The 16707-nt window shown below is 35.9% G+C and carries 14 protein-coding genes and 1 pseudogene; 5 read left to right on the top strand and 10 right to left on the bottom strand.

What is annotated here, in order from left to right; all coding sequences use genetic code 11:
* A partial coding sequence (locus ACVRYP_RS07830; RefSeq protein WP_447467603.1) for an IS3 family transposase occupies positions 1-95 on the top strand: 95 nt, incomplete at its 5' end.
* 48 nt (positions 96-143) lie between these two features.
* Positions 144-649, top strand: a pseudogene (locus ACVRYP_RS07825) (IS630 family transposase); the annotation flags it as partial.
* Positions 650-652: 3 nt separating this feature from the next.
* On the opposite strand, the gene ACVRYP_RS07820 reads toward ACVRYP_RS07825, so the two are convergent.
* The 10 genes from ACVRYP_RS07820 to ACVRYP_RS07775 all read right to left on the bottom strand — a co-directional run bounded on the left by ACVRYP_RS07820 (position 653) and on the right by ACVRYP_RS07775 (position 13737).
* Positions 653-3124, bottom strand: coding sequence for an LTA synthase family protein (locus ACVRYP_RS07820; protein WP_447468169.1), 2472 nt, complete (start codon positions 3122-3124; stop codon positions 653-655).
* A gap of 109 nt (positions 3125-3233) precedes the next feature.
* Positions 3234-4208 (bottom strand): glycosyltransferase family A protein, encoded by a 975-nt coding sequence (locus tag ACVRYP_RS07815; RefSeq protein WP_447468168.1) that lies wholly within the window; start codon positions 4206-4208, stop codon positions 3234-3236.
* The gene (locus ACVRYP_RS07810; protein WP_447468177.1) at positions 4201-5433 is read right to left on the bottom strand and encodes a rhamnosyltransferase WsaF family glycosyltransferase; all 1233 of its coding nucleotides are present in this window, start codon (positions 5431-5433) and stop codon (positions 4201-4203) included. The genes ACVRYP_RS07815 and ACVRYP_RS07810 overlap by 8 nt, the downstream gene beginning before the upstream one ends.
* Before the next feature lie 12 nt (positions 5434-5445).
* Positions 5446-7290, bottom strand: a complete 1845-nt coding sequence (locus tag ACVRYP_RS07805; RefSeq protein ID WP_447468167.1) for a rhamnan synthesis F family protein — start codon at positions 7288-7290, stop codon at positions 5446-5448.
* On the bottom strand, positions 7283-8512 hold the full coding sequence (locus ACVRYP_RS07800; RefSeq protein WP_447468176.1) for an ABC transporter ATP-binding protein: 1230 nt from the start codon (positions 8510-8512) through the stop codon (positions 7283-7285). The genes ACVRYP_RS07805 and ACVRYP_RS07800 overlap by 8 nt, the downstream gene beginning before the upstream one ends.
* Positions 8509-9315: an ABC transporter permease gene (locus tag ACVRYP_RS07795; protein WP_447468166.1), complete on the bottom strand. Its 807-nt coding sequence runs from the start codon at positions 9313-9315 to the stop codon at positions 8509-8511. The genes ACVRYP_RS07800 and ACVRYP_RS07795 overlap by 4 nt, the downstream gene beginning before the upstream one ends.
* Positions 9312-10247, bottom strand: coding sequence for a glycosyltransferase family 2 protein (locus ACVRYP_RS07790; RefSeq protein WP_447468165.1), 936 nt, complete (start codon positions 10245-10247; stop codon positions 9312-9314). The genes ACVRYP_RS07795 and ACVRYP_RS07790 overlap by 4 nt, the downstream gene beginning before the upstream one ends.
* Positions 10244-11392: a beta 1-4 rhamnosyltransferase Cps2T gene (gene cps2T, locus ACVRYP_RS07785; protein WP_447468164.1), complete on the bottom strand. Its 1149-nt coding sequence runs from the start codon at positions 11390-11392 to the stop codon at positions 10244-10246. Before cps2T ends, ACVRYP_RS07790 begins: the two co-directional genes overlap by 4 nt.
* A gap of 350 nt (positions 11393-11742) precedes the next feature.
* Positions 11743-13470: a phosphoenolpyruvate--protein phosphotransferase gene (gene ptsP, locus ACVRYP_RS07780; RefSeq protein ID WP_447468163.1), complete on the bottom strand. Its 1728-nt coding sequence runs from the start codon at positions 13468-13470 to the stop codon at positions 11743-11745.
* 3 nt (positions 13471-13473) lie between these two features.
* The gene (locus ACVRYP_RS07775; protein WP_168549411.1) at positions 13474-13737 is read right to left on the bottom strand and encodes a phosphocarrier protein HPr; all 264 of its coding nucleotides are present in this window, start codon (positions 13735-13737) and stop codon (positions 13474-13476) included.
* A gap of 317 nt (positions 13738-14054) precedes the next feature.
* Between ACVRYP_RS07775 and ACVRYP_RS07770 the strand changes: the two genes are divergently transcribed.
* The 3 genes from ACVRYP_RS07770 to citC are packed head-to-tail and all read left to right on the top strand — an operon-like array spanning position 14055 to position 16683.
* A complete protein-coding gene (locus ACVRYP_RS07770; RefSeq protein WP_307121390.1) occupies positions 14055-14750 on the top strand; it encodes a GntR family transcriptional regulator in 696 nt (231 codons plus the stop codon).
* The gene (gene citG, locus ACVRYP_RS07765) at positions 14743-15612 is read left to right on the top strand and encodes a triphosphoribosyl-dephospho-CoA synthase CitG (RefSeq protein ID WP_447468162.1); all 870 of its coding nucleotides are present in this window, start codon (positions 14743-14745) and stop codon (positions 15610-15612) included. The genes ACVRYP_RS07770 and citG overlap by 8 nt, the downstream gene beginning before the upstream one ends.
* 33 nt (positions 15613-15645) lie before the next feature.
* The gene (gene citC / locus ACVRYP_RS07760; RefSeq protein ID WP_447468161.1) at positions 15646-16683 is read left to right on the top strand and encodes a [citrate (pro-3S)-lyase] ligase; all 1038 of its coding nucleotides are present in this window, start codon (positions 15646-15648) and stop codon (positions 16681-16683) included.
* Positions 16684-16707: the final 24 nt, after the last annotated feature.

Below are 16707 nucleotides of genomic sequence, written 5' to 3'. Positions count from 1 at the left end.
TCACCGATTACATTTTTTACTACAATAACAAACGCATTAAGACTAAACTAAAAGGACTTAGCCCTGTGCAGTACAGAACTAAATCCTTTCACTAATATTTCCTGTCTAACTTTTTGGGGTCAGTACATCCCCAGAAGACTTTTTTGTACCAAGATGAAGCAGGGTTCGGACGGATCAGTAAACTTGGGAAGGCGTGAGCACCAAAAGGAGTGCGTCCTCATGTTCATAGCCACTATATCCGAGAATACCGATACTGCTATGGTGCTATGCCCACACAGGGGAATCTTTCTTCATCATTGCTGGGGGTTGTAATACCGATTGGATGAATGCGTTTCTCAAGCAATTATCTGAAGCCTACCCGAATGACTATATCTTACTTGTGATGGATAACGCTGTATGGCATAAATCACGGACCTTAGAGAAGCCTGCCAACATTGGCTTTACATTCATTCCACCTTATACGCCTGAGATGAATCCGATTGAGCAAGTCTGGGCTGAGATACGTAAGAGAGGGTTTAAGAATAAGGCCTTTAAGACGCTTGATGATGTCATTGATAAGCTACAAGAGGCGATACAGAGCCTGCATTGGTCTGTGTTGAAAACGATTGTTCATAGAAATTGGGTGTTTTCAGATTTTGATGTTGAATGAGTATTATTTTAAAACAATGGCAAAAAACTCATCATATTTTTTTAAATATGAATTCCCTGCTGTTAAATCATATTGAATATTTTTTAAGTCATTAGCTATCTGCCGTTCTGAATCTGTTAATGCTTGTTTATTTACACTTGCATTCTCTAATACATCCGTTAATAATGCGTAGTACGGAGATACTTTAGAATTAGTATGTGAAAATACTGCAGCTGGCATATCACTAGAATTTAAAATTGAATATTCTTTTTTTTGATTTTTTTTATTACTCCAAATGAAATAATCTGTTAAATACTGGCTCTCAGGGTTATTATCAAATGCTGATTGAGGATAAATTCCTGGCAAATGGTCTCCATAAAAAACAACCGTAATTTCTTTATCAAGCTCTTTAAGTTTATCCAAGAATTCTTGTGTCACAATATCTGTCTCATAAACAAGGCGGGCATAATTAGTCAATCGTGAGTTCTCTATTTCAGTAAAACCTTCACCTATGCCACTGATACTTGCAGGTTCATCCATTGTAAATGGTATATGGTTTTGATAAGTAATTACAGAGAAAAACTGGCTCTCCCCAATATCAATACTCTCTAGTATATTTTTATAGGTTGAGGCATCACTAGGATAGCCACCATACTTGATATTTTCAAAAGGTTGGGTTGCATTTAAATCATCAGCAATGAATGTTTGAAAACCTAGACGATTGTAGACATCTGCTCGAGAATAAAGTTGTGTTCCTCCTAAATGTATTACCTCACGATTTCTAGGTAGATACTGATCACTGATTGACGGGAGAATTGACATTTTTGGTATAACTTCTACATTATAAATTGCAATTGAATTCGAAAGATTATAGAATGGTAAACCAAGTATGGTTTGAATCTCTATATTAGCAGTCCCCCCACCATAAGTATCTGATTTCATCAATCCACTTGTTGTATCTTTCTGTATTGCTTTAATATTAGTCATAACATCTTCTGTCAATGTTACACCTTCTATTCGCAAGGGATCTGCTAAACTTTCACTTAAAATAAAAATAAGTGTTTGATCCTCAATGTTTCTATCTCTGTTCTCATTTATTTCCATAGCCCTATGTTTATATTTGTCAACAATTCTTTTAATGCTTTCCTGACTATAGTTATCTGGTTTTTCCATAATTGGCTTAGTAAGTTGTTTTACCCATACATAGATTAGGGATTGGTATTGAGCACTCCTGGCATGACCTTCAAAAGCAATATTTTTACCATTATTTAATCTTGATAATACTGGAATATTATCATGTATTCTTCCACCTTCTTGATTTAAAAAAATATTGAAAATATTCCAGATGATACTAAAAATAGACAGAGTTAATATAAATCTTATTTTTAAAGACTTGAAAATCTTTCCTCTTAAATATCTCTTTTTTAAGAAAAAATAGGCTACGGTTACAAAAACAATCAACACAACTGTTAGTATTAAAATTTTAGAATCTAAGAAACTAAATATTAAATCAAGTTGATTGATCATCGAAAAATCAGTTATTAGTAGTGGCTCACTTCTCATTGCAAACTTGATACCATTAGCCAAAGTAATAGCAGTTCCAAAAAAAATAATCATTAAAGTGCTTAACCAATAATTATTTAAAATAAAATAAAATATTAAGAAAAACAAAACTAATAATATTATTTGAAAAAGGGTTGCTCCTGAAAAAATATACTCACCTAAATAATCAGAATCTACTTTAATTCCATATTGAATAGTAAAATTAAATATTAAAGCAAAAAGAAAACTACTAACAACAGCTAAAGAAAGTGTTGATTTATTATATTTGATACCTATTAAAGCATTCCAAAATGTATACGTAATTAAAACCAATGTAAAGATTATCATGGGTAGTTTGTAGGCCAATGAAATAATCACTTGATTAATATTTTGAACTGTTGACAGATTTAAAGATAGAGAAAGTTTTTCTAACAATTTGCTGTCGTGTAAAACAATGAGAACTACAACCAAAGAAAGTACTAAATTAGATTTATTTATTCTAAAAATACTTTTATTATTTATGTTATTATAATTATTTCTTTTAATAATAAACCTTATTAAATAAGATATAGTGATAAGAATTGATATTAGTGAAAAACTACCAATTTCAAAAAAATTATTATTTTTATAATCAAAGATATAAAATGTCTCATTATTAAGATTTTGAGTAAATAACAGTGAATAAGATACGATTAGATAAACAACGTAGGACATACACAATTTGCAAAGAAATTTTTTATCAAGATGTATAGCTATATGACTGACTATAACAACTACGGAAAGAAATATCATTATTTTGAAATCATACTGTTCGATTGCAATATTTTGCTCTATAAGATCAAAATCTAATAAATAATTCAGTACTATGGACAAACCTATGTTTGATATACTTGTAAATAATACTATTTGGTTTAATATTTCTTTAATTTTAATTTTACTTTTATAACTTATCATAGTAATTATGTTACTCTCACATTATATGTAATACTTAGTTCATTTTAAATTATAAGATTGAAAAATAAAATTAAATTCCTAAGTAAAGTACAATAGAAGTCAATTTTATTTACCTCTGTTGTTCTAACGAATATTTTGAAGTATCCTCATTTAGTTTTATACTATTTGCTTGTTTTAGTCCCATCCATTTCTCAAAATGAAATAGAGGATTTATAACCAACCAATAGCATTTTCGTTTCCATGAATAATCTGAATCTTTGATAATTTTAAAACTGTCTTTCACAGCACTTTTAAATGTTTGGTTGAAAACTGTTCTTAATGAAACTATTTGAGTTTGGCCACTATTTAATCTAATATTATAAGTTTCATCAAAAATTCTAGCTCTATATTCTCTTAATAAAATATCGTTAGAATGCTCTACAATGCTTTTTGAAGTATATGCCTTAATATAACCTGCATCCAAAATATCTTTACCATACTCATAATCTTCAGAATACTTTACTGGACGATAACCAATTTTATCTACTAGAAACTGACGTGGTGCCGCTGAACAAACATCGCTATAAAAAGATTCCTTTGTATATTTACCAATCAAATCAGTATCATTTCTCGTCCAAAGTGTAATAGCATCGTCTACACCTTGCTCATTAAAAACTGCTTGAATGTCGTATTTCATTGCTGGAAAACAATTTAATCTCGGCTTTTGTTTAGCTACTACTCCAGCAATATTTGAATTTATTGAAAAAGGTGAAAGAATTTCAGTTAGCCAGTTTTCATTATATGGAACAGCATCTTGAGTTAGATAAACCATGTACTCTCCTTGAGATATCTCCGCTGCCATCTGGCGTGTCCCCCCATGAGAATACTCTTCCTTAGGAATTTCTAAAAGTTTTAGATTTCCGTACTTTTCAGCAAAGCCTTTAATAATGACAACTGAATTATCTTTTGACCCCGAATCTGTTATTAAAACATCCCAGTTAAAATCTGTTTTTTGACCATATAGTGCCTCTAGAGTTTCCTGTAGATGATCATTTTCCCCATTGTAAACAGGAATAAAGACAGTAGCTTTTAACTTTCTATCCATTTGTGACCTCTCTCAAAATAATCTCTTCAACCTTTTGATAACTTTTTTCCCAAGAAATCCCTTCATAAAAACTAGACATTTCCTCAGCGTATTCGTTTACATTATGACGCATAACGGCCTTACTCAATTCATTCGCCAAATGAACTGGATATGCTTCTGTATATACGATGTGAGGTGTATTTTCAAGGACTAAAGTATTATTTTCACCATCATTCATTATAGGGATGCACCCTGACACCAGTAATTCTAACGGTAGAAGTGAAACATTAGTCAAAGAAAGTACTAAACAGGCTATACTGTCATGATATACTTTTGCTAACTCTTTTTTACTCAATATTCCTTTATCAATAAAATCAAAAGGAATATTATAATCCCTCATTTCTTGACCAAAGAAGATGATGTCATAATCTGGATGTTTTTCTTTAAACATTTTCAGTGCCATAACACCAATTTCAAATCCCCTACGTTCTGTGTGAGCTCGTGCATAAAAAGCTATTTGCTTTTTCTTACTTACTCGTTTATCTGGTCGATAAATTTCAACTTCTGCACCAAAATCAAAGTAATCTGCGTCCATACCATATTCTGAGACTTTTTGTTTTAACCACTTTCCAGCTGTAATACCATAAAATCCAAACTTATATGTCGTCTCCGCTAATTTATAGCGAGATCCTACACCATAGAATAATGGCTCAAAATCTTGGACAAAATAAAATTTATGAAGTTTTTCGCTTCTTAAGGTAAAGACTGCGTAAGCAGTTTCCCAACTAGTAGCAAACACACAATCATGATTTGCAAAGTCTGATAAGCTTGAAACCTTAACATCAATCCCATAACTTGTTGATAATATACTTCTGATTTCATGGATAGATTGATCTATTGTGTTGTTGTCATATACATAAAAGGTTATACTATGCCCCTGTTCTTGTAAGTATCTGACAAATCGTGCAATCGTAGTATGGCCCCCTCCACCAACCCCAATTGGTGGAGATACCCAAGCTATGTCTAATTTTTTTTTGTTTAATTTACTTGGTTTTTTATATGGATAATTGAGATAATCCGCTTTTACAATATCCTCTAACTGAGGCATTACTGGCAACTTATCAAGTTCAATTTTTACAAAATTAGATTTTTGAATCTGTTGATCTTGCTTAATATATGTTTTGACTTTCCTAATAAGTGCATGTCCACCTTCTTGTTGTAATGTCTTAATAGCCTTCATAATCAAATTATTTTTCATTTAATTTCCTCTAAGTTTTCTCTGTATTCTTATAAGATTCCACTTTAAAATAAATTTAGTCGCATACCAAGGGACCAATATTATGTATTTAAAAGCGGTCAAACTATCTACGCCAGACATATCTATGAAAAAATCTGGGTATACTGGTTTGTCTACTTCCTTTATTACTTCTATTTCCTTAATAACTTCAACTTCTTTAGTAACGATAACCTCTCGATACTCTAATTTTTTATTTAATACTTTATTATCTATGAATGGTGTTATCTCTTTTGGATTTTTTACAATTCTAAAATCCAAATCATTATCCCAAGCAATATATATAGGTAAACGCTCAATAATACTCTTAATTTTATTATTGAAAGAATAATTTTTAGAAATTAATTGGCTAATTGGAAGTTCACTAAGTTTCTCAAACATTTGTTTTGAACACCAAAAAGAACCTCCATAACTCATAACAAACGTATCAAACTCAGAAAATTCAATATTTTTTTTCATTCCAAGTTCATTCCATAATTGAGTAAGTTCAAATACTAATTCTTGCTCCATATCAGCATCAATCAATTTTCTATAACGAAACACCGTAGGAATATCTGGGATAATAATTCCAACTTGTTTTTCATTTATTAAAGTTGAAATTATTGAGTTAGCCTGAGAAATCATCATCTGAATTAATTCGATTAACCAAGTATATCCAGTAAAATGGTCTTCCGTGGGAAATACATAAGTATTTAAATACCCAATATAGTCATATTTTCTAAGGATCTCTTTAACTTGAAATAAAGGTTGCAGGCCAAATGTATTCTTCTCAAGAACTAAAATCTCGGCATTAATTTTATATTTAAATATATTTTTAGAAAGAATACTCTTCATATTTTCATCATCAACAGTAAAAAGTATATCAAATGAAAAAATATTCTTTGAAAGTTCATTCATTAAAATATCTGATGCATCAACATTATCTATATGAATATGTAAAATTATTTTATCTTTAAGCTGTAAAGGTAGCTGTTTTTCTTTTATATACTTTCGGCTTAGTTTATATGGTGAATCAGGATAATAAATTTGAGATAAGTGATCTATAATTAGAGATACTGGATATTTTGTTTTAACATTTATGTATTCCATTATTGCGGGTGCTATGTACTGATGCAATTCAAATAATTTCACTTTTATAAAAGGAACATTATAATCAATTAGAATTTTGGGATGATCTAATGAAAAATTTAGTTTATTGTTATTATTATGAATAGTTAACGTATTTAGTACGGATTTGTAGGTAAAGCCATGAGATTTTAAAATATTTGTAAATTGAACTTCATAATTATCAATAACATCTTGTACATTATTAAAATTTTTAACATTTTCGAAAAAACTGATAAATATCTGAGAACTTATTACTGACTTATGGAATACCATAAAATACGACTGTAAATGTTCTGGAATTATTTTGATACCATTATTAATCTCAGAGTGATTAGTCATGCCCCAAAAATCAACAAATTCGTCACTCTCGAATTCAATATAATATTTTTCTAAATCCCATAAAGGGCCAAAACAAGTATCATTCATCAATGTAACTGAATCAAAATTTAAAAATTCTGACCTTTCTAATAATTGGATCCCATCCCTCCATCCAGCAAAATCATATCCAATATTTTCTCTTAAAATTATTGTTGAAACATTATACTCATTTTTTAAAGCATTTTGATAACTCTCATCTAAAAAACTGTTACTAATGAAAATTATTTTTTCAAATAACTGCGATATTTTACTTATTTGAAAAAAAACATGTCCACTTAACTCATTATATTTATTGTAATGTACATATATTAACAGTCTATTCATACATTTCCTCAGTTTTTTGCAAAAAGAACTTACCCTGTCTTCTGAGAATCCCATCAGCTGAATCTAACTCGGATAAATCATTTTGATCTACCTCTCTAATAATAGAAACTATCGGGGATTCTTCTAAAGGAGTAACAGCTAAAATTTCAGAATCTCGATTCTTTACTACAACAACCATACGAAGCTTAACACTATTAAAGTAGTCTAGCTTACACTCGTATCTAAATTTCTTTTCTCCAATCTCTGAAGTAATAATGTACATTGAATTATCATTATATAGAGGTTGTCCACTATCTAAATCGAAAAATGTAAATGCTAAATATGTTTCTTCATCAATCATTTGTTCATATATAATATCAAAAATAATAGTTTCATTTGGTTTATAAACTTTATCAGCTTGCAATCTTGCTCTAAGTCCTTTAATTCTGCTTTCAGATTTTTTTTCAATTTCTAAAGACTCATTATTAGCTGAAATATCCTTTGTGTTGTCTAACTGATATTGCCCTGCTACATCAAATGGTTCCCCATAAGCTTTCACTACTCCATTTTCAATTAGTAAAGCTCGATTACAATATTTTTTTACAGCACTCATATCGTGAGTAACAAGAATAGTTGTTTTACCAGAATTTTTCCGATCCATGAAGTAATCGTTACACTTGCGTTGAAAGGCTTCATCTCCAACGGCTAGAACCTCATCAAGGATTAAAATATCTCCCTGAGCCTTAATAGCAACCGAAAAAGCCAAGCGGACCTGCATCCCACTGGAATAATTCTTAAGTTTTTGGTTCATAAAGTCATGGAGCTCGGCAAAGTCAACGATGTCATCATACATGGCGTCGATTTCCTGGGTGGTAAAACCTAGCATGGCACCGTTGAGATAGACATTTTCTCGCCCTGTTAGCTCAGGGTTAAAGCCGACCCCCAACTCGATAAAGGAAACCATTTTACCATTGACAGTCACAGAACCTTTTTCAGGCTCATAGATTTGAGAGATTATTTTGAGCAAGGTAGACTTACCAGAGCCATTTCGACCTACTATACCAAAAAAATCTCCTTCTTCAACTTCAAAGCTAATATCTTTAAGAACATGTTGTTCTTTATATCCTCTTATTCCTTTAAAACGATTAACTAGTGCCGTTCTTAAGCTTTGTGTACTTTCAGTTGGTAATTTAAAATACTTTGACACATGTTCAACTTCTACTGCAATATTTTTTTTCATCAGAGAATCTCCGCAAATTTTTTGGCATTTTTTCTAAAAATAAATAGTCCTATAACAAATATTAAAATAGGTATAATATAAGGTATAATTGCAATCATTTTATTATTAATGAGGTCCCAACCGCGAGGATTCCCTGAAAAAACTATAAAATGTCGAATATCTTGAACAATTTGAGCCAAGGGATTAAGCATCAGTAATTTAGCAATTTCATTATGACCATTTTGTAATATATATGTAATTGAATAAATAACTGGTGTACCATACATTCCTGCCTGCATGATAACTTCCCAGATGGGTCCAATATCCCTATATTTTACAAATAAACTAGAAAGAATAAAAGCAATCCCTGTTGCTAAAAAAACAAGCTCAATAAACAATGGAATTAGAATCAAAAATTTATTACTAAATTGAATTCCATTAATCAATGCAAAGGCAATAACTACAAGTAAGTTAATTCCATAGTTAATTCCGGCACTTGCAGTAGATGAAATAACTACAATTTCTTTAGGGAAGTTTAATTTTCTTAATAAATCACCTCTATTAACAATAGACAACATTCCCATATTAGTAGCTTCTGAAAAAAAATTCCATGTTACTAACGAAAAAAGAACGCCAATTGCGGTATGAGGAGTACCATCATCGATTCTTAAAAAACGAATAAATACAAAATACATTATCGTAAAAAGCATCATAGGTTTTAATATAGACCACAGGTGCCCAATCAAGCTACCTTGATAGCGTAATTTAAAATCTGTTTTAATCATCTCTTTAAGAAGTATTCTATTTTCTTTAACTAGTATATTCATTCATCTCTCCTGTAAGCAAATTTTGTAATAATAAGGCTTCGAAAAACAAAGGTATGAAAGGCACGATTCTTGCCCAAATTGAATTCCTTCAAGATTTTGATTCTCTCAAGAATGGGTTTATCCATGATGTAAACAAAGGCATCTACCATAGAACGATCTTGAGCCTTTAAAGGAAGGTCTAAGAGCTTTTTAGACTGCTTTTGGGAGTCCTTGATCAAGGTCCAATATTTTTGAAAGAGCAAGGAAGGGCGTAGCCAGTTCTTCATCCGTTTTCGCCAGGTGCGTGCCCCAAGAACATTTGAGGCGTGTTGTCGATAAAGTTCTGTTGGACAATCCAGATAGACCAGATGGCCGAAAGCTGACGCTAAGAGGGCCAAATACCAATCGTGCATGAGGAGGTCTTCTGCATCCGTCCATAAGTCTGCGAGGGCATGATTGATCATCATGGTCCCACCTGTGACCGTGTTTTCGGTCAGTTCTTGGCGTAAACTGGTATTGGCATGGTGTGACTGAGTGCGAATCATGCTCTCGTGCATAACGATCAACTGTTGATCGACCACTTTCAGGTCTGTATAGACTAGTAAAGGTTTATCCTGAGGATAAGTGCTAGCTACCTCTAATTGTTTGGCGAGTTTATCTTCCAGCCAAACATCGTCTTGGTCACTAAAAAAGTAATAATCTGCTTTTTCAGCCTTTAACAAGGTGAAAAAACTTTTGATAACCCCCAGGTTTTCAAAGCGATCTGGATTGAACAAACGTATCCGTGGATCTCTCTTTTCGTACTCTGCTATGATATGACGCGTCTGATCCGTTGACCCATCATCTCGTATCACTAGCGTCCAGTCCTTGAAGCTTTGCCTGCGGATGCTTTCGATCTGCTCTTTTAAAAACTGCTCACCATTATAGGTGGCCATGAGAATCATGACATTCATGATAAGAATAACTCCTCATAAGCGGAGACAATTTTCTCCCAAGTGTAATTTCTCTGCATGTGAACCTTTGCTTTATGACCTAAGTTATGGTAGCTTCCTCCCTGATCAACCTGATCAATCAAAGCCGACAAACTGTCACCGTCCTTAGACCAGTAGAGGGCTGTGTCGAGAGCCACCTGCCGATTAAAGGAAACATCTAAGACCAAGTTCAAATTGGTATGGGACAGTGCTTCAAGAAGGCCAGGGTTCGTCCCACCAACCTCGTGGCCATGAATGTAGGCAAAGGCCTGCTCACGGATATACTTAAGCAAGCCCTGATCGTAAACCGTGCCGACAAAATGAATACGGTCATCCTGATCAAACCCTGTGACAGCTTTGAGCTCCTCAAAATAAGGATTCCCCTCATGATTTGCTATGATTAAGAGCTTCCGTTTGGTCTGTGAGGCCATGAACTGGCGCAGGCTAACTTCATAATTGTTTTCAGGAACAAATCGCCCTAAAATCAAGTAATAGCCCTGCTCAGCAGTCTGCCATTTCTCATAGAAAGCTCGTACTTGCCTGTCTTGACCTGTCAAGGGTGAGGGTGTCAGGTCGGTGCCATAGGCAATCATGGTCGTCTTGGACCATGGGTAGGATTCCTTTATACAGTTTTCAATGCCTGCATTATCAGCAACCACCAAATCAGCAGATTTTGTCATAGCCTTTTCGGCATACTTAAGGTAGGATTGAACGGATTTGGACCACTTGGCTCGCTTCCATTCTAATCCATCAGGATTGATGAAAAAGAGACCGCCTGCCCTCTGGATTTGTTTAGCAAAGGGCTTGATAAAGCCACCGATGGTATTACCCAAAATATAAAAAATCGGACGGTCCATCTGCTGCTCTTTGACCAGTTTGAGACCATAGCAAATGGCCAGCATGTCATAAACAATCACTCTGGCAGGACCAAGTTTAGGCGCTTTGATAGTATAACAATCTGCCCCTTTATAGTCAAAATGCTGGTGATTTTCCTCATCTGAAAGGCAGGCAACATGGTATTTTATTTGGTTACTTTGCTGGTTGGAAACGAGTTGGTCTACAAAGGTTTCAAAGCCACCGTATGTGGCTGGCAATCCTCGGCTTCCAATGATAAAAACGTGTTGCATAAGGCCCTTTCTAGAGAAACGATTGTCACTACTTAAACCTGCTGAGAGTATAATCATTTGATTATACCATTTTTCTAGGGATTTTTCATGTTAAACCCTCATTTGATAAGGACTCACAATCCTCCGTCACTGCAAAAGAACAGAGTCGACCAAGCGAACAGGATGACGTCATCATGACCAACCAAATAAAAAATCAGCCACAAGCCCTTACTAGATAGATTATTCTAGTGAAGGGTTTGTGATTGATCATTTATTGGCCTAAAGGCCGAGGGACAACGAATTCACTTTTCTGACAGATTCCCCATTAAGGAAAGGAGTCAGAACAATGTCTCAGTCTTTTAAAAATATTTTTAGTTAACGTATTCTGCTTGAAGAGCGATAACCTCTTCAGCTGTTGAACACTCTGTCAAAGCACGATGAGCGTACTCTTCCATTTTTTTAGAATCCAAGGTCTTCATCAAGCTACGTGTCCGAAGAACAGATGTTGCTGACATAGAGAACTCATCCAAGCCCATGCCGACAAGAAGGGGAACAGCTTGTTGGTCACCAGCCATCTCACCACACATACCTGCCCATTTGCCTTCAGCGTGAGCTGCTTTGATGACATTGTCAATCAAGCGAAGGATGGATGGGTTATACGGTTGGTAGAGGTATGATACTTGTTCGTTCATACGGTCTGCAGCCATGGTATATTGGATCAAGTCGTTTGTACCGATTGAGAAGAAATCTACTTCTTTCGCAAATTGGTCTGCTAACATTGCTGCTGCAGGGATTTCGATCATGATACCGACTTGGATATCATCAGCTACTGCAACACCTTCTGCTAAAAGATTTGCTTTTTCTTCATCAAAGACTGCCTTAGCCGCACGGAATTCTTTCAAAAGGGCAACCATAGGGAACATGATACGCAAATGACCATGAACAGACGCACGCAAGAGTGCACGAATCTGTGTACGGAACATGGCATCACCAGTCTCAGAGATAGAGATACGAAGGGCACGGAAACCAAGGAATGGGTTCATTTCGTCTGGTAAATCGAAGTATGGCAATTCTTTGTCACCACCGATATCCATGGTACGAACCACAACTGGTTTGCCATTCATGCCTTCAAGTACAGCTTTATAAGCTTCGTACTGTTCGTCTTCTGTTGGGAAGTCTTGCGAATCCATATAGAGGAACTCTGTACGGTAAAGGCCAACTGCTTCTGCTCCATTGTCGTTAACACCTTCAACGTCTTTTGGTGTACCGATATTAGCAGCCAACTCAAAGTGTTTGCCATCAGCTGTTACTGTTTGAGCATCTTTAAGAAGTGCCCACTCAGCTTTTTGTTTAGCATAAGCTTCGCCAGCTGTTTTGAATTCTGCGATTTGCTCATCTGTTGGATTGATGATAACTTCACCAGTAATCCCGTTTACTGCCAAGATATCGCCAGATTTCACACGATCTGTGATGTTGTTGGTCCCAAGGACCGCTGCAATTTCAAGGGTACGTGCCATAATGGCAGAATGACTGGTACGTCCACCGATATTGGTAACGAAGGCTTTAACAAAGTTTTTATCTAACTGAGCTGTATCAGAAGGTGTCAAATCGTGTGCGATAACGATAGATTCTTCAGAGATCGCTGCTGGGTTAGGAAGGTTAACCCCTAAGAGGTTCGCCAAGACACGCTTAGCAACGTCACGAATATCTGCAGCACGCTCTTGCATGTATGGGTTGTCATCCATACCTTCAAAGAGCGTGATAAACATGTCCGTCACTTCTTTTAGACCTGTTTCAGCATTTGTCTTTTTAGCACGGATCGTTTCTTTAATCTGACCAACCATTTCTGGGTCAGCGAGAACCATCAAGTGGGCATCAAATACTGCTGCCGCTTCTTCGCCCAAGCTACCTACTGCTTTCTCACGGATAAGAGAAAGCTCGTTTTGAGAAGCAGCAAGTGCCTCGTCCAAACGAGCTTCTTCTACGTTTGTGTCTTCAACTGTAACAGTTTCAAAGGACAAATCCGGTTGTACAAGTAGATATGCTTTAGCAACGGCAACACCGTCAGATGCTGCAATTCCTTTAAGCAATTCTGTCATGTCTTATGCCAATCCTTCTTTTTCCATTGTTTCTGTGATGGCAGCAAGTGCTTCATCAGCATCTGCACCTTCAGCAGAGATAGTCACGTCAGCACCTTGGCCAACACCAAGACTCATAACACCCATGATTGATTTCAAGTTTACAGATTTACCTTTGTACTCAAGAGTAATATCTGATGAGAATTTGCTTGCTGTTTGAACCAACAAAGTTGCTGGACGAGCGTGAATACCTGTTTCTGCCACTACGTGGAAGTCTTTTGAAGCCATATGGTTTCTCCTTTTGTTTTACAATTTTATGAATTATCCTTCTGATAACCCTTACAATTCTAGATTATACCACTTCTTCAATGATTTTTCAATCATTTAACTGGGTCTTTTCAGAAAATTATCGTTTATCGTTTGGCTTGAAGGAGGAATGATACTGGCGGTTACCGATTCCCCTATTTTCCTGTTGGGCAGTATAATAAATAATCCCTTTTAAGGATATTCTTTAAAAAATCTAGGCTACATTTTTAGGAAGGTTTAGTGTATAATGGTAGTAATCTAATAGATAGTCGACGATTTATGATGAGAAAGGAACGTTTATGAATCCTTATATCGACAGTGTGAAGAAAAACTTTCAACAGAGTTCTCAAAAAACCTTAAAGGAAAGCATTTATGAAGCTTTTCGAAAGACAATCATTCTCCGTGAAATACCAACTGGGGAGCGCATTAATGAAAAAGAATATGCAGAGCTGTTAAACATCAGTCGAACACCTATCCGATATGCCCTGCAAGAGCTTGCTAAGGAAGGTCTCGTGGAACACACTCCTAAGGTCGGTGTCGTGGTCCGTGGAGTCAGCTTAGCAGACGCTTACGAGATTTTCGATATTCGAAAAGCCCTCGATTCCTTAGCTACCATCAAGGCTGCCCAACTCATGACGCCAGAAGACTTTGAAGAACTTCGTCTCCTCCTGGAAGAAGGGAACCGGTTAGATGCTGCTGATGAGGTTGACGCTTTACTTCAAAACTTTACGGATTTTAACCATTTTATTTATGAGAAAAGCCAAATGCCTCGAATGCAAAACATCGTTCAGACCTTAAGAGAATACCTGATTTATTTCAGAGATGTGTCCATTCGGTCTTCGAAACGCCGCCACATTGCCCTAGAAGAGCATTGGGGACTCTATGAAGCCATGAAAGAAAAAGACGAGGAAACCATTCGTAGAATTACCAATGAACACCTTGATTTCTCCCTTCGTTTTATCTTAGATGAAATGGAGCGTCGTCACATTGGATAGTTTTTCAAATGCCCACATCGTTACCATGGCTGGTAAAAGTCTTTTATACGAGGTTAGCTTGAGCCCAAAGCCTGGTCTGGTGGATCGCTTTAATACGGGTGCTCATCAGGATATGGATTTTACATTGTTTATCGACAGTAGCCTGAGTCTCATTCCTTATTTTGAGGCCTACCTAGAGGCCGGAAATCACCACCATGGCCCCTTGCCACAACTTTTTAGCCGCGCTAGAGTAATTGGCATTGAAGCTGAAAAAGGGATGTTTGAAGCCACAAATGGCACTAATACGCATAAGGGGGCCAATTTTTCCTTTGCCCTGATTCTCGTTGCACTGGGCTACTACCGTCGTCAAACAGATAAACGTGGGCTTTTAACAGCTGCAGATAGCCAAAGTGTCTTAAGCCTCATTAAAGAAATGTGCCATGATTGTGTCATGGCTGATTTTGCATCTATCGATCAGACCAAAAAGCTCTCCTATGGAGAGAAGCTCTTCCTTGAACATGGACTAACAGGTATCAGGGGCGAAGCAGCATCAGGCTATCAGACCTTGCAGGATCTTTTGTTACCAGCGCTTAGAAATTATTTAACCCAGTATAGTAAAGAAGAAGCTTTTTTGAGGACTTTAGTCCTCCTGATGAGCGAGGTCGAGGACGGCAATATCATCCATCGTGGAGGCATTAAAGCCTGGGAAACCATCAAAGAAGAATGCCATACCGTCACTGCTCAAAACTTGGCCACCGAGGAGTTCTACCAGTGGCTGACAGATTATGACCAAACGTTAATACAGCGCCATCTTAGCCCTGGGGGCAGTGCTGATCTTCTCGCACTTGGCTACTTCTTTATGCAATTAGAAGGATTAATTTAGCAAAGGATGTCGCATCACAAGAGAGGAGTTTCTATGTCTTGGACGGTTTCTACCATTTACCCTTTTGACAAAAAAGGCCAACAGCATATTACAGAATTATTAACAAAAGAAGGGATTCAAAAAGACGCTAATCTTGATTACAGTTGCGGCATTTATGACGATAATCAATTGGTTGCTACTGGATCTTGTTATGGTAACACGCTGAGATGCCTAGCAGTTGATCATACCTATCAAGGTGAAGGCTTGATGAACCTCATCCTCAGCCATCTATCAACCTATCAGTTTGAAAGAGGCAATAGACACCTCTTTTTGTATACCAAACCAGAAACGGCCCAGTTTTTTAGTGACTTAGGTTTTTACGAAATCGTTAGAAGTCAAGACATAGTCTTTTTGGAAAATAAAAAAAATGGCTTCCAAGATTATTTAAGCAAGCTTGAGAATTCTAAACACAGTGCTTCATCAGTAGCCGCCGTGGTCATGAATGCTAATCCTTTCACGCTTGGCCACCTCTATTTAGTTGAAAAAGCTGCGCAGGAAAATGACCTTGTCCACCTCTTTATTGTTAGCGAAGACAGCAGTCTGGTACCTTTTTCTGTTCGAAAGGAACTGGTCAAATCTGGGACAGCTCATCTGGACAACCTAATCTATCATGACACGGATTCTTATATGATTAGCCAGTCCACTTTTCCAAGTTATTTTCAAAAAGACAGTGAAGCGGTCATTCGCAGTCAAGCTTCTGTTGATTTACATATTTTTGGTCAAATTGCTAAAAAACTTGGAATTCAAAAACGCTATGTTGGTGAGGAACCGCATAGTTTTGTAACCAATCTTTACAACCAAGTCATGGCTGATATACTCCCACAGGTAGGCATCTCATTTGTCCTAGTCCCTCGCAAAGCTATCTCCAGTAATCCAATTAGCGCTTCAACCGTTCGCCAACTGATCCAACAAGGTGATTTTGAAAGTCTCAAAGACCTTGTTCCAGAATCAACATTGGCTTATTTCAAAAGTCCAGAAGCAGCTCCTGTTATTGAAAACATTAGAGCGCAGGACAATGTCATACACTATTAACTGAATTAAAAAGCCTAGCAGGAA

The organism is Streptococcus rifensis, assembly GCF_053203525.1.
Note: the sequence above shows the minus strand (reverse complement) of the source record. Positions and strands in the feature narration are given on the sequence as shown.

Bases quoted from the DNA above. Each gene is read 5' to 3' on its own strand.
- ACVRYP_RS07820 (WP_447468169.1), bottom strand. From the start codon at position 3,124: ATGATAAGTTATAAAAGTAAAATTAAAATTAAAGAAATATTAAACCAA.
- ACVRYP_RS07815 (WP_447468168.1), bottom strand. From the start codon at position 4,208: ATGGATAGAAAGTTAAAAGCTACTGTCTTTATTCCTGTTTACAATGGG.
- ACVRYP_RS07805 (WP_447468167.1), bottom strand. From the start codon at position 7,290: ATGAATAGACTGTTAATATATGTACATTACAATAAATATAATGAGTTA.
- ACVRYP_RS07795 (WP_447468166.1), bottom strand. From the start codon at position 9,315: ATGAATATACTAGTTAAAGAAAATAGAATACTTCTTAAAGAGATGATT.
- ACVRYP_RS07790 (WP_447468165.1), bottom strand. From the start codon at position 10,247: ATGAATGTCATGATTCTCATGGCCACCTATAATGGTGAGCAGTTTTTA.
- cps2T (WP_447468164.1), bottom strand. From the start codon at position 11,392: ATGCAACACGTTTTTATCATTGGAAGCCGAGGATTGCCAGCCACATAC.
- ptsP (WP_447468163.1), bottom strand. From the start codon at position 13,470: ATGACAGAATTGCTTAAAGGAATTGCAGCATCTGACGGTGTTGCCGTT.
- ACVRYP_RS07775 (WP_168549411.1), bottom strand. From the start codon at position 13,737: ATGGCTTCAAAAGACTTCCACGTAGTGGCAGAAACAGGTATTCACGCT.
- ACVRYP_RS07770 (WP_307121390.1), top strand. From the start codon at position 14,055: ATGAATCCTTATATCGACAGTGTGAAGAAAAACTTTCAACAGAGTTCT.
- citC (WP_447468161.1), top strand. From the start codon at position 15,646: ATGTCTTGGACGGTTTCTACCATTTACCCTTTTGACAAAAAAGGCCAA.